Origin of the sequence: Defluviimonas sp. SAOS-178_SWC, from assembly GCF_039830135.1 — a bacterium.
In the GTDB taxonomy this organism is placed as follows: Bacteria; Pseudomonadota; Alphaproteobacteria; order Rhodobacterales; family Rhodobacteraceae; genus Albidovulum.
The window spans coordinates 2,180,081-2,196,738 of sequence record NZ_CP156081.1; the positions used below are offsets into that span (position 1 = coordinate 2,180,081).

Consider the following 16,658-nt stretch of genomic DNA (forward strand, 5'->3'; position numbering starts at 1 on the left):
GCGCCACCCGCGCGTGTCAGATCAGTTCAGCGGAGCCATCGGGGTGCCGGCCGCAACCATTTCCTGCGTCGCCGCAAGCTCCGGATCCGAGACGAGGCCGTATTCGGCGAGCGGACCATCGGGGCCAGCCATGTCGTCGGAGACGAAGAAGTCGATGTATTCCTGCAGGCCCGGGATCACGCCGAGATGCGCCGTCTTGACGTAGAAGTAGAGGGGACGCGAGACCGGATAATCGCCCGAGGCGATGCTCTCGGTCGACGGGACGACGCCGTCCATCGTGGCGACGCGCAGCTTGTCGGTGTTGTTCTGGTAGAACGACAGGCCGAACACGCCGATGGCGTTCTTGTTGGCGTCGATGCGGGCCAGCGTCTCGGTATAGTCGCCGTCGATATCGACCGACGCGCCGTCGGTGCGCAGCGACAGGCAGCCTTCGGCCTTCTCGTCGCCTGCGGCCTTCATGGCTTCGGCGGCGCCGGTGGCCTCGCAGCCCGCTTCCAGCACCTTCACGTCGAAGACTTCACGGGTGCCGTGCTTGGTGCCCGGGATGAAGGCGAGGATGTCCTGCGCGGGAAGCGCCGGGTTCACGTCGGCCCAGGTCTTCGCGGTGTTGTCGACAAGCGCGCCGTCCTTCATCACCTTCGCGGCCAGCGCGCCGTACCAGTCGGCGGGGGTGAAGGCGAATTCGGCGCCGGCGATGTCCGAGGCGAAGACGATGCCGTCATAGCCGATGCGCACTTCCATGATCTCGTTCACGCCGTTCTGGGTGCAGAGGTCGATATCCGACTGCTTGATGCGGCTGGAGGAATTGGCGATGTCGATGGTGTTCTCGCCCACGCCTTCGCAGAGTTTCTTGCGGCCGGCACCCGAACCGCCGCCTTCGACGACCGGGGTCGGGAAGTCGAAGTTCTCGCCGAACGCCTCGGCGACGATCGTGGCGTAAGGCAGCACAGTCGAGGAACCGGCGATCTGGATCTGGTCGCGGGCGTCGGCGGCGGTGGCGGCGGCGGCCATGGCAAGCGCCGAAACGGTGAATTTGACGGTGTTCATTGCATTCTCCTGCAAGTCTCGTTGCGGCCACCATCCCCGGCGGCCTCGTGCACCCTCTAGGCATCCGTGGCTATGCTTTTGTGACAGCGATGTAACGGTTTCATGACACCGTGCCACCCGTGCCGGTTTCTCGTACTGACGCCTGTCATTCCGCCGGCAGGATCACGATGAATCGGCTGCCTTTTCCCACGTCGCTTTCGATTCGGAACCGGCCTCGGTGGCGGTTGACGATATGTTTCACGATGGCGAGGCCAAGGCCGGTGCCGCCCTTTTCGCGCGACCGGTCGCTATCAACCCGGTAGAATCGCTCGGTGAGACGCGGCAGGTGCAAGGGGTCGATCCCCTCGCCGCGGTCGATAACCTCGACCTGCACGGCGGGACCGCGCAGCACCGGCTCGCGTTGCAGTCTGGACACGCGGACAATGACCTCATTTCCCGAACCGCCATACTTCACGGCATTCTCGACGAGGTTATGAAAGACCTGCGTCAACTGGTCGGAATCGGCCCTGAGCGTCACCCGGTCCTCGCCCGCCTCCAGCCGCAGCTCGATGCCGGCGGCCCGGGCCTGATCCCGGTGCGTGGCGAGCGTGGAGCGCAGGAGGCCGACGATCTCCACCTGTTCGGCCGGCCGGCGGCGTTCCTCCGCCTCGACCCGGCTCAGCGACAGAAGATCATTCACCAACCGGATCATCCGGCCGGATTCGCGTTCCATGATGCCAAGGAATCGCTCGCGCGCCGCCGGATCGTCGCGCGCGGCGCCCCGCAGCGTCTCGATGAAGCCGACCAGCGCGGTCAGCGGGGTTCGGAGTTCGTGGCTGACATTGGCGACGAAGTCGCGCCGCATCGCCACCGCGTGCTCAAGCGCGGTCAGATCCTCGAACGCGACGAGGACGCCCCGCCTTCCGCCGACGGGCAGGGCCGAGAAGGTCAACGCCAGATGCGTCTCGCTTGCCGGGCCGGTCATGACGATCCGCGCCGTGCGCCTTTCGCCGTCGGACAGGCAGGCCTCCAGCCCGTTCAGGAAGTCCGGATGGCGCAGGAACGCGCTGCATGACCGGCCTTCGAGCGCAAGGCCGAACAGCGCGGTCGCCGGCTGGTTCGCGGCGACGACCCGCTGATCGGCACCGACCAGTACAAGCGCCGTCGGTACCGCCTCGAGGATTACCTGTGTATCGGTCCTCTGCATGCCGGTCTCCCAATCATTCCCGCCCTCTGTCTCGGGCGAAAATACCGGCAAATCAACCCGTCGGGCGTATTGCTCTTCCACGCAGATCGGCTAAACCTGTCAGGGAAGGCGTGCGCCACAGATCGCCTTAAAGTCGATCCGCGCGGACTTCGCGCCATTCCATGCTGCGGAAATACCGATGCAAAACCCTAACGGCAGGAAACCGACGACACCCCCGGACACGACGGAGGCGGCCGCATCGGCATCGGCCGATGGCGGCCCGCGCGTTCTGGCGCTCGACCTCGCGCCCGGCATTCTCGATGCCCTGCGCGAGGACTTCGGCGGGGCCTGCATCGCGGCGCGTTTCGAGGAGCTGACCCTGCAATTCCTCGCTCAGGTGATGCCCGATACGGTCCTCGCGCCGTTGCTCGGATCGAATTTCGACATTCTCGACCTGGTCGACCGCCTGGCCAAGATTGGCTTTGGCGGCGCCCTTCGCGCCCTGACGCCGCCCCTGCCCGACCTGGATGCGGTGCGCGCCGAAGTGCGCAGCCACGCGGCCGGGCTCGATTTCGACCTGATCATCCTTCCCGATGCCGGGCGGGTCAACGGCTGAGTGCCGTCGCCTTGATGCCGGCGCCGATATCGCGACGGAGAAGGTCGATATCCTCGACACCCACCGACACCCGGAAAAACCCTTCCGAAATGCCAAGCGCGGCGCGGCCCTCGGGCGTCAGCGCGCGGTGGGAACTCGACGCGGGATGCGACAGCGTCGTGCCGATGTCGCCCAGCGTCGGCGCGAAGGCGACATCGGGCATCGCCCGCGTGAGCGCGTTCGCCGCCGCCCGACCGCCCTCAAGCTCGAAGGACAGCATGTTGCCGCCGCGCTTGCCGAGAAGCCCGGCCGCGCGGTTGTGGTCCGGATGATCGGAGCGGCCGGGATAGATCACCCGCCGGACGCCCGGTTGCCCCGCGAGAAACCCGGCCAACGCCGCTGCGTTCTCCTCCGCCCGGTCGTAGCGCAGGTGGAAGGACATCAGTCCGCGCTCGGCCAGCCAGCAGTCGAACGGGCTTGGCGTCATCCCGGTCGTGACGGCAAAATCGCGGATCGCCTGCCTTTGCGATGGGTCCCGCGTCGCGACATAGCCAAGCGTCACGTCGGAATGGCCGGCCAAGAGCTTCGTCACCGAATGGATGACGATGTCGGCGCCATGATCGAACGGCCGATAGCCGCGCGGGGTGGTGAAGGTGTTGTCGACCGCGACGGGAATGCCGGCCTCGCGGCCGATGGTCAGGATCGCCTCCATGTCGGCGATCCGCAAGGTCGGGTTCGACACGACCTCGACCAGGATCAGCCGCGTCTCCGGGCGGATCGCCGCGCGGAACGCCTCTGCATCGGTCGGGTCGGCAAGATCCGCCCCGATCCCGAAGCGCGGCAGGTCCTGCGACATGAGCCGCAGGCTCCGCCCGTAAAGCTGGTTGCCGCCAAGAACCCGGTCCCCGGCCTTGAGAAGGCCGAGAAGCACCGCCGACACCGCCGCCATGCCGGAACCGAGGATCAGCCCGCCCGTCAACGGCGCCCCTTCCAGCGCGTCGATCTTTTGCGCGAGGACATCCGCGTTCGGATGCCCCTCACGGGCGTAGGTGAAGCCCGAAAGGCGCCCTTCGTACTGCGCGTCGAGCTGATCGGGATCGGCTGAGGCGTAGACGACCGAGGGCTGCAACGGCGTCGCTACCGCGCGGCTCACACTTCCCGGCCAGCCCACGCGGCGGACGAGATTGTCGGGAATGTCAGAACCGTCGCTCATCGCGATCAGGACCCGACCGGCTTCAGCCCTTGCCGGAACCGCCCTGCTTTCTCACGGTAGCCTGCTGCCGAGCCGAGGAGTTTTTCCCGCGCGGCCTCGTCGAGCATCCGCACCACCTTGCCCGGCGCCCCCATCACGAGGCTGCCGTCCGGGATCTCCTTGCCCTCGGTGACGAGCGCGCCCGCGCCGATCAGGCAGCCCTTGCCGATCCTGGCGCCGTTCAGGATGGTCGCGCCCATTCCGACGAGAGAGCCGTCGCCGATCGTGCAGCCATGCAGCATCGCCTTGTGGCCGATCGTGCAATCCGCGCCGATCACGAGCGGATAGCCCATATCGGTGTGGCAAACGGTGTTTTCCTGAACGTTCGATCCGCGCCCCACGCGAATCTCCTCGTTGTCGCCGCGCAGGGTCGCGCCGAACCAGACATTGGCGCCCGCCTCAAGAACCACCCTGCCGATCAGGTTGGCATCCGGCGCCACCCAGGCATCTTCGCCGATCTCCGGCGCCACGCCGTCAAATTCATAGATCATCGCGTTTCAAACTCCCGGTTCAGGCCACGCACGAAATCGCTCAGCCACGGCTGACGTTCGCGCCGCATGCGCTCGGCGGTCAAGACGGTCTTCAGGTCGTTTTCGGTTCGGTCGATGTCCTCGTTGACGAGGACATAGTCATATTCGGCCCAGTGGCTGATCTCGGCCTCCGACTTCGCCATCCGGCCCGCGATCACCGCCTCGGAATCCTGGCCTCTTGTCCGCAGCCGCCGGTCCAGTTCGGCAATCGACGGCGGCAGCACGAAGATCGAGACGACATCGTCGCCCATCGCCTGCTTGATCTGCTGCCCGCCCTGCCAGTCGATATCGAAGAGCGTATCGCGCCCTTCGGCAATCGCCTGTTCGACCGGACCGCGCGGCGAGCCGTAGAAATTGCCGAAAACCTCGGCATGTTCCAGCATCTCTCCGGCCGCGACCATCGCCTCGAATTCCGACCGCGTGCGGAAATAGTAATCCGTCCCGTCCACCTCACCGGGTCGCGGCTGCCGGGTCGTGGCAGAGACCGAAAAGCGGAGGCTCGGATCCCAGGCCATCAGCCGCCGCGCCAGGGTCGACTTGCCGGCCCCGGAGGGCGACGAAAGAATGATCAGCAAGCCCTTGCGTTTCATACTCATTCCACGTTCTGAACCTGCTCCCGCATCTGGTCGATGACGGTCTTGAGGTCAAGCCCGATCCGGGTCAGAGCGGCATTGCCGGACTTCGAGCATAGTGTATTCGCCTCGCGCATGAACTCCTGCATCAGGAAGTCGAACTTGCGGCCGATGGCGCCCTTTTCCGCCAGAAGCGCACGGGCGGCATCGACATGGGCGGAGAGCCGGTCAAGCTCTTCGGTGACGTCGGCCTTGACCACGAGAAGCGCCAGTTCCTGCGCGACACGGGCCGGATCGGCGTCCGCAGCGCCGGCAAGGACGCGGGCGAGGTTCTCGGTCAGCGCCTCTTCCATCTCGGGGCGCCGCGCGTCGGCGGCGGTCTTCGCCTCGGCCGCGAGGGTGGCAATCCGGTCAACCTGCCCGGAGATCACGGCGGCGAGCGCCCTTCCCTCGGCCGCCCGCATCGCGGCGAAATCCTTCAGGAGCGGCGCCAGATCGGCGAGAAGCGCGGCCAGCAGCAGCCCGGTTTCCGCGTCCTCGCCGCCCTGATCCGTGACCCCGCGCAGCGCCAGCACCTCGGCCGTCGTCGGATCCGCCAGGGTCAGCCCAAGCGCCTCGGCCCGCGCCCGCACGACGCCGAGGGCATCAATGACGGCATCCAGCCCCGCCGCGTTGACCCTCAGCGCCTCGCCGCCGGCCTCGCGCGCGATTTTGAGTGACAGCGCCACGTTGCCCCGCGCGGCGACTTTGCCGACCTCCACGCGCACCGCCTGCTCAAGCCCTTCGATCCAGTCCGGCAACCGCACCCTGAGGTCGAGCCCCTTGCCGTTGACCGACCGAATCTCCCAGGCCCAGGCATAGCCCCTGCCCTGTCCGCGACGGGACGCGAACCCCGTCATCGAGACCAGTTGTGCGTTTACCATTTAAGACTTTTGTCCCTCTGATCGCCGCGAAAACGCGTGTATTAATACTTGGGTAATCATTCCGGCCCTAGGGTTAACAAAACCTGACCGCCGCCACAACGCGGAGGGAATGCCGGATCGTTTTTGTGACTGCGGCAGGTGTGATGTGAACATGTTTATTGACGGTCGGGACAAGGTCGTTCCGCTTTCGGGATACCGCAAGGATATGAGATTTCCGTGCATTTCTGAGGTCAGGGCCTATTGGGAAGCCCTCCGCGACGGCCGCGCGGTGCCCTACCGGTCCGAAGTCGATCCGCGCGGAATCGAGCGCGCGCTGGAATACGCCTTCGTGCTGGAACGGATCGCGCCGCAGGTGGCCCGGTTCCGGCTGGCGGGCATGCATCTCAACGACCTGATGGGAATGGAGGTGCGGGGCATGCCGCTCACCGCGTTCTTCACGCCGAAGGCGCGGCGGGAGATCGCTGGTCTGCTCGACGCCGTCTTTACCGGGCCGCGCACGGCGGAGCTTACCCTTGCCGCGGAGTCGGGCCTTGGCAAGCCAACGATGGCGGCGAAACTCCTCATCCTGCCGCTGCGCTCCGATCTCGGCGATGTCAGCCGGGCGCTCGGTTGCCTCGCCGCCGAGGGACCGATCGGCCGCACGCCGCGCCGCTTCGACCTTGTTGAGAGCTTGGTGAGCCCGATCGCCGAAAGCCTACCCTCGCGCCGGGTGCCGCCGGTTCCGGCCCCGACGGGGTTCGCCGAACCCGCCGCGCCCTTCGCAGGCGCCGCGCCGCAGCCGGTCCGCAGCCGCGGGCATCTGAGGCTGGTCGTTTCCGACGAATGAAAAGCGGCCCCGAAGGGCCGCCATCGCTGTGCGTTGTGAGTGCCGGCGGCGGGTCCGTGATCCGCCGCCTTTTTGCGTTCACGGTTACATGCCGGCGGCTTTCTGCATGGCCCGGCGTCCCTGCAACTCCTCGGCGACGAGGAAGGCGAGTTCCAGCGACTGCGAGGCGTTGAGGCGCGGGTCGCAAGCGGTGTGATAGCGGTCGCTCAGATCCTCGTCGGTGACGGCGCGGACACCGCCGGTGCATTCGGTCACGTCCTTGCCGGTCATCTCGAAATGCACGCCGCCGGGGATCGTGCCCTCGGCCTTGTGGACGCCGAAGAACTCCTTCACCTCGCGCAGGACCGAATCGAAGGGCCGCGTCTTGTAGCCCGAGGCCGACTTGATCGTGTTGCCGTGCATCGGGTCGCAGGTCCAGACGACCCTGGCACCCTCTTCCTCGACCGCGCGGATGAGGCGCGGCAGGTGGTCGCCGACCTTGCCGGCACCGAACCGCGCGATCAGAGTCAGCCGCCCCGCCTCGTTCTCGGGGTTGAGCTTGCGCAGCAGCACCTTGAGGTCGTCGGCCGACAGCGACGGGCCGCATTTCAGCCCGATCGGGTTCTGCACGCCGCGACAGAACTCAACATGTGCGCCGTCCGGCTGCCGCGTGCGGTCGCCGATCCAGATCATGTGGCCAGACCCCGCGACCGGCAGGCCGGAGGTGGAATCGATCCGGCACAAAGCCTCTTCGTATTCCAAGAGCAGCGCCTCGTGGCTGGTGTAGAAATCGACCGCCGCCATCGCATGGACGGTGTCGGACGTGACGCCTGCGGCCGCCATGAAGTCCATCGCGTCCTGGATCCGGGTCGCGACCTCGCGGTAGCGCTGTGCCTCATCCTCTTCCGTGAACCCCGAGATCCAGCTCTGGACCCGGTGCATGTCCGCGAAGCCCCCGGTCGAGAAGGCGCGCAAGAGGTTCAGCGACGCCGCCGCCTGCGTGTAGGCCTGCAACATCCGCGCCGGATCGGGTATCCGTGCATCGGCCGTGAAGTCGAAGCCATTGATGATGTCGCCGCGATAGGACGGCAGTTCCTGACCGCCGATGACCTCGGTCGGGGCGGAGCGCGGCTTGGCGAACTGGCCCGCCATGCGACCGATCTTGACGACCGGAAGCTTGGCGCCCCAGGTCAGCACGATGGCCATCTGCAACAGCACCTTGAACGTGTCACGGATATTGTCGGCGGAGAATTCCGAGAAGCTCTCGGCGCAGTCGCCACCCTGCAGAAGGAACGCCCGGCCGGCGGCCACGTCGCCGAGCGCGCGCTTAAGCGTACGCGCCTCGCCGGCAAAGACCAGGGGCGGATAGGCGGCAAGTTGCGCCTCAACGGCACCCAGCGCGGCCTGGTCCGGATAGTCTGGCATCTGCACCCGAGGCTTCTTGCGCCAGTCGGATTTGGTCCAGCCCTTGGTCATCTTATCTCTCCTGAAGGCTTTAGCGATAACGCGCGGCTTATAACGAAGTGGCCGGCGGGCTGCAAACCTATATGGGATCGAAATCGCCCTTGCGGCAGCCAACCATTAGTGCTTCTGTTACCAAAACGACAAATACGGGTCGCATAATGTCAGTCGGTTCGGCGCGCGGCACCAAGGAAACGAACTCCGCGCTGCGGCAAAGACGGTTCGTCTTCCTTCTTCTCAACAATTTTACCATGCTCTCCTTCGCCGGAGCAATCGAACCCTTGCGGATCGCCAACCGGGTGATCGGACGCCCGGCTTACACCTGGATCCTCGCCGGTGAAAACGGGACGGAGAGCACCTGTTCCAACGGCGCTTCCTTCAAGCTCGACATGGGGTTGGACGAAATCGAGCGCGAGGATACCGTCCTCGTCTGCGGTGGCATCGACGTCCAGTCGGCGACTTCGAAGCCGATCCTCAACTGGCTCCGCCGCGAGGCGCGCCGTGGCGTCGCCATCGGCGGGCTCTGCACCGCCGCCTACACGGTCGCGAAGGCCGGTCTTCTCGACGGCAAGCGCGCAACGATCCACTGGGAGAACCAGGACAGTTTCCTTGAGGAATTCGAGGATGTGAGGCTGACGAAGTCGGTCTTCGTCATCGACGGCAATCGCATGTCGACGGCCGGGGGCACCGCCTCGATCGACATGATGCTGAAGATCATCGCGCAGGATCATGGCGAGGAAGTTGCCAACACCGTCGCCGACCAGCTCATCTATTCCTCGATCCGCACCGACCAGGACACGCAGCGGCTGTCGATTCCGACCCGGATCGGGGTGCGGCATCCGAAGCTCTCCCAGGTCATCCAGATGATGGAGCAGAATATCGAGGATCCGATCAGCCCGGCGGATCTGGCGGCCGATGTGGGGATGTCGACGCGCCAACTCGAACGGCTGTTCCGGCGCTACCTGAACCGCTCGCCGAAGCGGTACTACATGGAACTCCGGCTTCAGAAGGCGCGCAACCTGCTGATGCAGACCGACATGAGCGTGATCAACGTGGCGCTCGCCTGCGGTTTCGCCAGCCCCTCGCATTTCTCGAAATGCTACCGCGCGCACTACAAGACGACGCCCTACCGCGAACGCGGCAGCCACGGCACGCAGACAATCACGCCGCCGCGCCTGTCGGTGTGACCGTCATCCGCCAGGGGGGCAGACGCGCAAAATTCGTCGCGCGGTTCACGGCCGTCACGCTCATGGCCTCTCGTTGCCATCCCGCGCGGTTGACGTTACGTCCGGCGGCATTCCATTGAAATTGCCGCGATCACCCGTGCAGCGAATGGCTTTTCTTTTCGCCAGACGCACTCTAATTTGCCTTCAGCACAAAGTTGCAACTAGGGAGTAAACACATGAAAAAGCTTCTCGCCGCAACCGCGGGGCTGGCCCTTCTGGCCGGGACCGCCGGGGCGGAAGATATCAAGATCGGGGTGATCCTCGGCTTTACGGGGCCGCTGGAATCGATCACCCCGGCGATGGGTGCCGGCGCCGAGCTCGCGATGAAGGAAGTCACCGACTCGGGCAAGCTGCTGGGCGGCTCCACCGTGACCTCGATCCGCGGCGACTCGACCTGCGTCGACGCCGCCGCTGCGACCGCCGCGGCCGAGCGTCTGGTGACGACCGACAAGATCAACGCGATCATGGGCGCCGACTGTTCGGGCGTGACGGGTGCGATCCTCGCCAACGTCGCGGTGCCGAACGGCGTCGTCATGATCTCGCCCTCGGCCACGTCGCCGGCGCTTTCGACCGCCGAGGATAACGGCCTCTTCTTCCGTACCGCGCCGTCGGATGCGCGCCAGGGTGAAATCGTCCGCGACATCCTGAAGGATCACGGCGTTTCCTCCATCGCCATCACCTACACCAACAACGACTACGGCAAGGGTCTGGCGGAAGCCATCCAGCGCAACTGGGAAGAGGCCGGCGGCACCGTCACCATCTCGGCCGCGCATGAAGACGGCAAGGCCGACTACTCGGCCGAGGTCGGCGCGCTCGCCTCGGCGGGCGGCGACGTGCTCGTCGTGGCGGGTTATGTCGATCAGGGCGGCTCGGGCATCGTGCGCGGCGCGCTCGACACCGGCGCCTTCTCGACCTTCTACTTCCCCGACGGCATGGTCGGCGAGAAGCTGAACGAGAACTTCGGCGCCGAACTCAACGGCTCCTATGGCGCCTATCCGGGCACCGACAGCCCTGGTGCCGCCAAGTTCCAGGAGATGGCGGCGGCTGCCGGCTTCGACGGCACGAGCGCCTTCGCGCCGGAAAGCTATGACGCGGCCGCGCTGATCATGTTCGCCATGCAGGCGGCCAATTCCTCGGCCTCGGGCGACCTCGCCGGCAAGGTCATGGATGTGGCCAACGCGCCGGGCGAAGAGATCTTCCCGGGCGAACTTGCGAAGGGCCTCGAACTGATCGCGGCCGGCACCGACATCGACTATGTCGGCGCCACGGCGGTGGAACTGATCGGACCGGGTGAATCGGCCGGCAACTACCGCGAGATCGAGTTCAAGGACGGCAAGTACGAGACGGTGAAGTTCCGCTGACCGTCCGGACGGAAGAAGGCAGCCCGGCAGAGTCGGGCTGCCTTTCCGTAAAAATAACAAGAACTTCGCGGACATCCTTGATGTAACGCGGAGAATGGGGGAACGCATGATCATCGTCGAGGATCTGCACAAGCTTTTCGGCGGCTTCCGGGCCGTCGACGGCGCGTCGCTGGAGATTGCAAAGGGCTCCATCACCGGCCTCATCGGCCCGAACGGCGCCGGAAAGTCCACGCTCTTCAACGTTATCGCCGGGGTCTACCAGCCGACCGCGGGCCGCGTGATCATGGACGGCGAGGACATCACCGGCCTGCCGCCGCACGATCTCTTCCACAAGGGGCTTCTCAGAACCTTCCAAATCGCGCACGAGTTCTCCTCGATGACGGTGCGGGAAAATCTGATGATGGTGCCCGCCGGCCAGGCGGGCGAGACGCTGTGGAACACCTGGTTTGCGCGCAAGCGGATCCGCGAGGAGGATCACGCTCTTGCGAAGAAGGCCGACGAAGTCCTTGATTTCCTGACGATTTCACACCTTTCCGACGAACGTGCCGGCAACCTTTCGGGCGGCCAGAAGAAGCTTCTGGAACTTGGCCGCACGATGATGGTGGAAGCGAAGATTGTCTTCCTCGACGAGGTCGGCGCCGGCGTCAACCGCACGCTCCTGAACACCATCGGCGATGCCATCGTGCGGCTCAACAAGGAACGCGGCTACACCTTCTGCGTGATCGAGCACGACATGGACTTCATCGGCCGCCTCTGCGACCCGGTCATCGTCATGGCCGAGGGCAAGGTGCTCGCCCAGGGCTCGGCCGACAGCATCATGCAGAACGAGGCGGTGATCGAGGCCTATCTCGGCCGCGGGCTGAAGAACAAGGTCAAGGCGGAAGCGGAGGCCGGGGCATGAGCGGCACGGGCAATCCCTATCAAGACGACCGCGGCAACAAGGACCGCTCGGTCACCAAGGCGGGCGGCGGTGAACTGGAGTTCCCCGCGAAGGGCGGACGCGCCATTTCAGCCCCCGGCGGCCCGTTCCTCGCGGCCGAGAACATGACCGGCGGCTACGGCGCCGCCGACATCCTGCACGATTGCACGCTGACGGTCGAAAAGGGCCAGATCGCCGTCATCGTCGGCCCGAACGGCGCCGGCAAGTCGACCGCCATGAAGGCGGTCTTCGGCATGCTTTCCTTGCGCGGCGGCCATGTGAAGCTCGACGGCGAGGACATCACCCAGCTCACCCCGCAGGACCGGGTGGCCAAGGGTATGGGCTTCGTGCCGCAGACCAACAACGTCTTTCCCTCGATGTCGGTCGAGGAGAACCTCGAGATGGGCGCGTTCCTCCGTCGGGACGATTTCCGGCGGACGATGGAGCAGGTCTTCGACCTCTTCCCGATTCTCAAGGACAAGCACCGCCAGCCGGCGGGCGAGCTTTCAGGCGGCCAGCGCCAGCAGGTCGCGGTGGGCCGGGCGCTGATGACCCAGCCGAAGCTCCTGATGCTCGACGAGCCGACCGCCGGTGTTTCCCCCATCGTCATGGACGAGCTTTTCGACCGGATCATCGAGGTCGCCCGCACCGGCATCTCGATCCTCATGGTCGAACAGAACGCGCGGCAAGCGCTCGAGATCGCCGACAGGGGCTACGTCCTCGTCCAGGGCGCCAACCGTTACACGGATACCGGAGAGGCGCTGCTCGCTGATCCGGAGGTCCGCCGTACCTTCCTGGGGGGCTGAGGCATGGATTTCCTCAACGCGATTGTCGCGCTTCTGAATTTCGTCATCATCCCCGCCACCGCCTACGGCGCTCAGCTCGCGCTGGGTGCCCTCGGGGTAACGCTGATCTACGGGATCCTGCGTTTCTCCAACTTCGCCCATGGCGACACGATGGCCTTCGGCACCGGGATGGTGATCCTCGTGACCTGGTGGATGCAGGGCCTCGGGATCCATCTCGGCCCGCTGCCGACCGCGCTTCTGGCCCTGCCATTCGGCATTGCCATCACGGCGGCTTTGGTTCTTGGCACAGACCGCGCGGTCTACCGCTTCTACCGGAAACAGAAGGCGGCGCCGGTGATCCTCGTCATCGTCTCGATGGGGGTGATGTTCATCATGAACGGCGTCACCCGCTTCGTCATCGGCGTCAACGAGATCCGCTTCGACGACGGCGCGCGGTTCCTGATCAACGCGGGCGAGTTCAAGAAGGCGACGGGCCTCGCCGAGGGTCTCGCCTTCCGCTCCACGCAGGCGCTGACCATCGTTACCGCCGTCATCGTAGTCGCGGCGCTCTTCTGGTTCCTGAACCGGACCCGCACCGGCAAGTCGATGCGCGCCTATTCCGACAACGAGGATCTGGCGCTTCTCTCAGGCATCAACCCCGAGCGGGTCGTCGCCGTGACCTGGATCATCGCCGCCGGCCTCGCCACGATCGCCGGCACGCTCTACGGGCTCGACAAGGCATTCAAGGCCTTCAACTACTTCCAGCTTCTCCTGCCGATCTTCGCGAGTGCCATCGTCGGCGGCCTCGGCAGCCCCCTTGGCGCCATCGCCGGCGGCTTCCTGATCGCGTTCTCGGAAGTGGGCTTCACCTATGCCTGGAAGAAGGTCGCGACCTATGTCCTGCCTGAAAGTCTCGCCCCCGACGGGCTCGCCCAGCTTCTCTCGACCGACTACAAGTTCGCGGTCTCCTTCGCGATCCTGATCGTGGTGCTCCTCTTCAAGCCCACCGGCCTCTTCAAGGGGAAATCGGTATGAACCTGCGCAACATCCTCCTTTTCGCCTTCGTCGCGGCGCTGATTCTCATCGAGGGCACGACGGCCAGCTGGAACACCGCGCTCGGCATCCTCAACATGGGGCTGATCTCGGCGATCCTCGCGCTTGGCGTGAACATGCAGTGGGGCTATGCCGGGCTCTTCAACGTCGGTGTCGTCGGCTTCGTGGCGCTGGGGGGGCTCGCCCCCGTCCTCGTCGCCACCCCTCCGGTGACCGAGGTCTGGACCGCGAACGGGGCCTACCGGTTGATCCTCGGCCTCATCCTCGGGATCGCGATAATCGCGCTGGCCATCGCGCTCAACCAGCGCCTCAAGGGCCGCAATCGCGTCATCGCCCTTCTCGTCACGCTGATCGGCGGCTTCTTCCTCTACCGGGCCGTCTTCGACCCCGCGGTCGAGGTGGTCGAGGCGTTCAAGCCCGCGACCTACTCGAATATCGGCGGGCTCGGCCTGCCCGTGCTTCTCGCCTGGCCGGTCGGCGGGCTCTTCGCCGCCGGGGCCGCCTGGGTCATCGGCAAGACCGCACTGGGCTTGCGCTCCGACTACCTCGCCATCGCCACACTCGGCATCGGCGAGATCATCATCGCGGTGATGAAGAACGAGGACTGGCTGGCGCGCGGTGTCAAGAACGTCATCTCGATCCCCCGCCCGGTGCCCTACGAGGTCGACCTCCAGGCCGATCCCGGCTTCGTCGACTGGGCTGCCGGCTTCGGCGCCGATCCGGTCACCGCCTCGACCGTGGTGGTGAAGCTCCTCTATGCCGGGCTCTTCGTCAGCATCCTCCTCGCGCTCATCTGGGCCTCGCAGATGGCGCTGAATTCGCCCTGGGGCCGGATGATGCGCGCCATCCGCGACAACGAGACCGCCGCCGAGGCGATGGGCAAGGACGTCACCCGGCGGCACCTGCAGGTCTTCATCCTCGGCTCCGCCATCTGCGGCCTCGCCGGCGCCATGATCGTCACCCTCGACAGCCAGCTCACCCCCGGCACCTACAACCCGCTGCGCTTCACCTTCCTCGTCTGGGTGATGGTCATCGTCGGCGGATCGGGCAACAACTGGGGCTCCGTCCTGGGCGGCTTCCTCATCTGGTATCTCTGGATCAAGGTCGAACCCTGGGGCAACCAGCTCATGGACCTCATCACCTCGGGCATGGCCGACGGCGCCCTCAAGTCCCATCTTCAGGACAGCGCCGCGCATATGCGCCTTCTGACAATGGGGCTGGTCCTGCTGCTGGTTCTCAGGTTCAGCCCGAGGGGGCTGATCCCGGAGAAGTGACCGCAGAGGCGGGCCAGAAGCCGTAGTCGAGGCCGTTGTATCGAAGCTGCTCCTCGGGCGCGGCCTCGACGGGAAACCGGGCCACGGGACCGAAGAGAATCCCGCCCGGATGCGCGCGGCTCCAGCTTCGGATCGCGTCGGCATCGGCCAGAACCGCGACCGGCGCGTCGAGCCGAGCGCCGAAGTTGAACTCGGCATTGTAGGCCATCCCCGCGACGGCGAGCCCGCCTGCCTTGGCCGCCTGCAACCGCGCCACGATCTCGCCCGCGTCATAGGCGCGGTAGAGCCCGCTCGTCGCGATCAGGACATGCAGCGCGGCCGCGAGGCCGATTCCGATCACGGCATGGCCCGGGACCAGAGGCAGCCGCCAGCCGGCGATGCCGATTGCGATGGCGAGAAGGCCAAAGACCGCCACCGCCCAGAACGGCCGCAGATCGGCCAGATCGCCGGATGCCGGCAGCACCCCTGCCGCGAAAAGAAGCGCCGCGATGCCGATGAGAACCGGCAAGATCGCGGCGACCGAACCGCCACGCGCGCCCTGCCCCTCCACCCTCAGCGCCCGCGCCATCAGCAAGGCCACGGCCGGGAATTCCGGGATGAGGTAATGTACCTGCTTGCCCGAGATGAGGGAAAAGAGGACCAGACCCGAGGCCGCCCAGATCGCCAGCATCCGCCCCGGCCCGCCGGCTTTCACCTCGCCGGCGACGCCGCGCCAAACCCGCCAGGACCAGCACCAGGGAAACAGGATCACCGGCAGAAGCGCGGCAAGGAACCAGACCGGGCGGTCATGCGCCATCCCGCCCGCAACCCGCGCCGCCGACTGGGTCCAGAGCAACTCCTGCCGGTAGGCGGCGGACCCTGCCACAAGCGCCGGGACGAGCCAGAGCGCGACCAGAGCCAGCCCTACCCCCATCGCCACCCCGAAACCCCGTGCCGCATCGGCGACACGCGGCGGCGCCGCCGCCCAGAACCGCATCGTCAAAAGTACCGGCATCAGATGGACGAAGATCACCGGCCCCTTGGCATAGACGCCGAGCGCAAGGACCGCCCCGAACCCGGCCCAGATCCGCCAGCCGCCCGCACCCTCCCCAATCCGCCACAGTAGGCTCATTCCGAGGATTGTCGCGAAGGCGAGCATCGTGTCGAACATCGTCGCGCTGGCGTAAATGAGAAACACCGTGAAGCCCGCGAGAACGAGCACCGCCCGCGCGCCCGTCGCTCCGTCCTCGGGCCAGAGCCGTCGCCCGAGCCGCGCCATCGCCACCGCCGACGCGACCGCGAAACCGGGCGCCACGAGGCGGGCAGCGAATTCGTTCACGCCTGTCACCTGCCAGACGAGGTTGATGAGCCAGAACAGCAAGGGCGGCTTGTGGGTATAAAGCTCAAAGTTCCGTGTCAGGTGGAAAAGATCGCCGGTCAGGCGCATCTCCCAGGCGACGTCGAGATAGCGCGTCTCGTCGATCGGCAGCAGGGGACGCAATGCCACGAAGAGCACGAGCGCGACGGCCAGAAGCGCAAGCGATCCCAGAAGTCTGGACAGAATCATTCCCCGCTCCGCCTGCCTGCCTCAACTCGTCCCTGCTAGCTGCTGCAACCGCCCCGGCACATCCATCCCGGGTTGCAGATGAGCGATTTCGACGCGGCATCCCCCGAATGCGACCGAAATTGTCGCAGACAATCTCTCCGCTCC

General features: G+C 66.0%; 16 protein-coding genes. 8 read left to right on the forward strand and 8 right to left on the reverse strand.

What is annotated here, in order from left to right; all coding sequences use genetic code 11:
- Nucleotides 1-21 precede the first annotated feature (21 nt).
- Nucleotides 22-1,047, reverse strand: a complete 1,026-nt coding sequence (locus V5734_RS11555) for a substrate-binding domain-containing protein (protein WP_347309815.1) — start codon at nt 1,045-1,047, stop codon at nt 22-24.
- 145 nt (nt 1,048-1,192) lie between these two features.
- Complete coding sequence (locus V5734_RS11560; RefSeq protein WP_347309816.1) at nt 1,193-2,233, reverse strand: ATP-binding protein; 1,041 nt, start codon at nt 2,231-2,233, stop codon at nt 1,193-1,195.
- Between the two features lie 178 nt (nt 2,234-2,411).
- Here V5734_RS11560 and V5734_RS11565 point away from each other — a divergent pair, with 178 nt between their 5' ends.
- On the forward strand, nt 2,412-2,828 hold the full coding sequence (locus V5734_RS11565; protein WP_347309817.1) for a hypothetical protein: 417 nt from the start codon (nt 2,412-2,414) through the stop codon (nt 2,826-2,828).
- Here the strand turns inward: V5734_RS11565 and V5734_RS11570 are convergent.
- From V5734_RS11570 to V5734_RS11585, 4 genes are read right to left on the reverse strand one after another with little or no spacing between them, the layout of a single operon-like run.
- Complete coding sequence (locus V5734_RS11570) at nt 2,818-4,020, reverse strand: trans-sulfuration enzyme family protein (RefSeq protein WP_347309818.1); 1,203 nt, start codon at nt 4,018-4,020, stop codon at nt 2,818-2,820. The genes V5734_RS11565 and V5734_RS11570 overlap by 11 nt on opposite strands.
- A 5-nt stretch (nt 4,021-4,025) precedes the next feature.
- Nucleotides 4,026-4,550: a gamma carbonic anhydrase family protein gene (locus V5734_RS11575; protein ID WP_347309819.1), complete on the reverse strand. Its 525-nt coding sequence runs from the start codon at nt 4,548-4,550 to the stop codon at nt 4,026-4,028.
- Nucleotides 4,547-5,179, reverse strand: a complete 633-nt coding sequence (gene gmk / locus V5734_RS11580; RefSeq protein ID WP_347313622.1) for a guanylate kinase — start codon at nt 5,177-5,179, stop codon at nt 4,547-4,549. Before gmk ends, V5734_RS11575 begins: the two co-directional genes overlap by 4 nt.
- Nucleotides 5,180-5,181: 2 nt before the next feature.
- Nucleotides 5,182-6,084 carry a YicC/YloC family endoribonuclease gene (locus V5734_RS11585; protein WP_347309820.1) on the reverse strand — a complete coding sequence of 301 codons (903 nt, stop codon included), beginning with the start codon at nt 6,082-6,084 and terminating at the stop codon, nt 5,182-5,184.
- A gap of 205 nt (nt 6,085-6,289) precedes the next feature.
- Between V5734_RS11585 and V5734_RS11590 the strand changes: the two genes are divergently transcribed.
- Nucleotides 6,290-6,910 carry a PAS domain-containing protein gene (locus tag V5734_RS11590; RefSeq protein ID WP_347309821.1) on the forward strand — a complete coding sequence of 207 codons (621 nt, stop codon included), beginning with the start codon at nt 6,290-6,292 and terminating at the stop codon, nt 6,908-6,910.
- 84 nt (nt 6,911-6,994) lie between these two features.
- Here the strand turns inward: V5734_RS11590 and V5734_RS11595 are convergent, their stop codons facing one another.
- Nucleotides 6,995-8,365 carry a class II 3-deoxy-7-phosphoheptulonate synthase gene (locus V5734_RS11595; RefSeq protein WP_347309822.1) on the reverse strand — a complete coding sequence of 457 codons (1,371 nt, stop codon included), beginning with the start codon at nt 8,363-8,365 and terminating at the stop codon, nt 6,995-6,997.
- A 146-nt stretch (nt 8,366-8,511) separates the two neighbouring features.
- Here V5734_RS11595 and V5734_RS11600 point away from each other — a divergent pair, with 146 nt between their 5' ends.
- The 6 genes from V5734_RS11600 (at nt 8,512) to V5734_RS11625 (ending at nt 14,968) form a co-directional block, all read left to right on the forward strand.
- Nucleotides 8,512-9,537, forward strand: coding sequence for a GlxA family transcriptional regulator (locus tag V5734_RS11600; RefSeq protein WP_347309823.1), 1,026 nt, complete (start codon nt 8,512-8,514; stop codon nt 9,535-9,537).
- A 215-nt stretch (nt 9,538-9,752) separates the two neighbouring features.
- Entirely contained in the window at nt 9,753-10,937 is a 1,185-nt protein-coding gene (locus V5734_RS11605) for an ABC transporter substrate-binding protein (protein ID WP_347309824.1), read from the forward strand.
- A gap of 106 nt (nt 10,938-11,043) precedes the next feature.
- A complete protein-coding gene (locus tag V5734_RS11610; protein WP_347309825.1) occupies nt 11,044-11,838 on the forward strand; it encodes an ABC transporter ATP-binding protein in 795 nt (264 codons plus the stop codon).
- Complete coding sequence (locus V5734_RS11615; protein WP_347309826.1) at nt 11,835-12,662, forward strand: ABC transporter ATP-binding protein; 828 nt, start codon at nt 11,835-11,837, stop codon at nt 12,660-12,662. The genes V5734_RS11610 and V5734_RS11615 overlap by 4 nt, the downstream gene beginning before the upstream one ends.
- A gap of 3 nt (nt 12,663-12,665) precedes the next feature.
- Nucleotides 12,666-13,676 carry a branched-chain amino acid ABC transporter permease gene (locus V5734_RS11620; protein WP_347309827.1) on the forward strand — a complete coding sequence of 337 codons (1,011 nt, stop codon included), beginning with the start codon at nt 12,666-12,668 and terminating at the stop codon, nt 13,674-13,676.
- Nucleotides 13,673-14,968, forward strand: coding sequence for a branched-chain amino acid ABC transporter permease (locus V5734_RS11625; RefSeq protein WP_347309828.1), 1,296 nt, complete (start codon nt 13,673-13,675; stop codon nt 14,966-14,968). Before V5734_RS11620 ends, V5734_RS11625 begins: the two co-directional genes overlap by 4 nt.
- On the opposite strand, the gene V5734_RS11630 is transcribed toward V5734_RS11625, so the two are convergent.
- Complete coding sequence (locus tag V5734_RS11630; RefSeq protein WP_347309829.1) at nt 14,937-16,514, reverse strand: ArnT family glycosyltransferase; 1,578 nt, start codon at nt 16,512-16,514, stop codon at nt 14,937-14,939. The two genes, V5734_RS11625 and V5734_RS11630, sit on opposite strands and share 32 nt — an antisense overlap.
- Nucleotides 16,515-16,658: the final 144 nt, after the last annotated feature.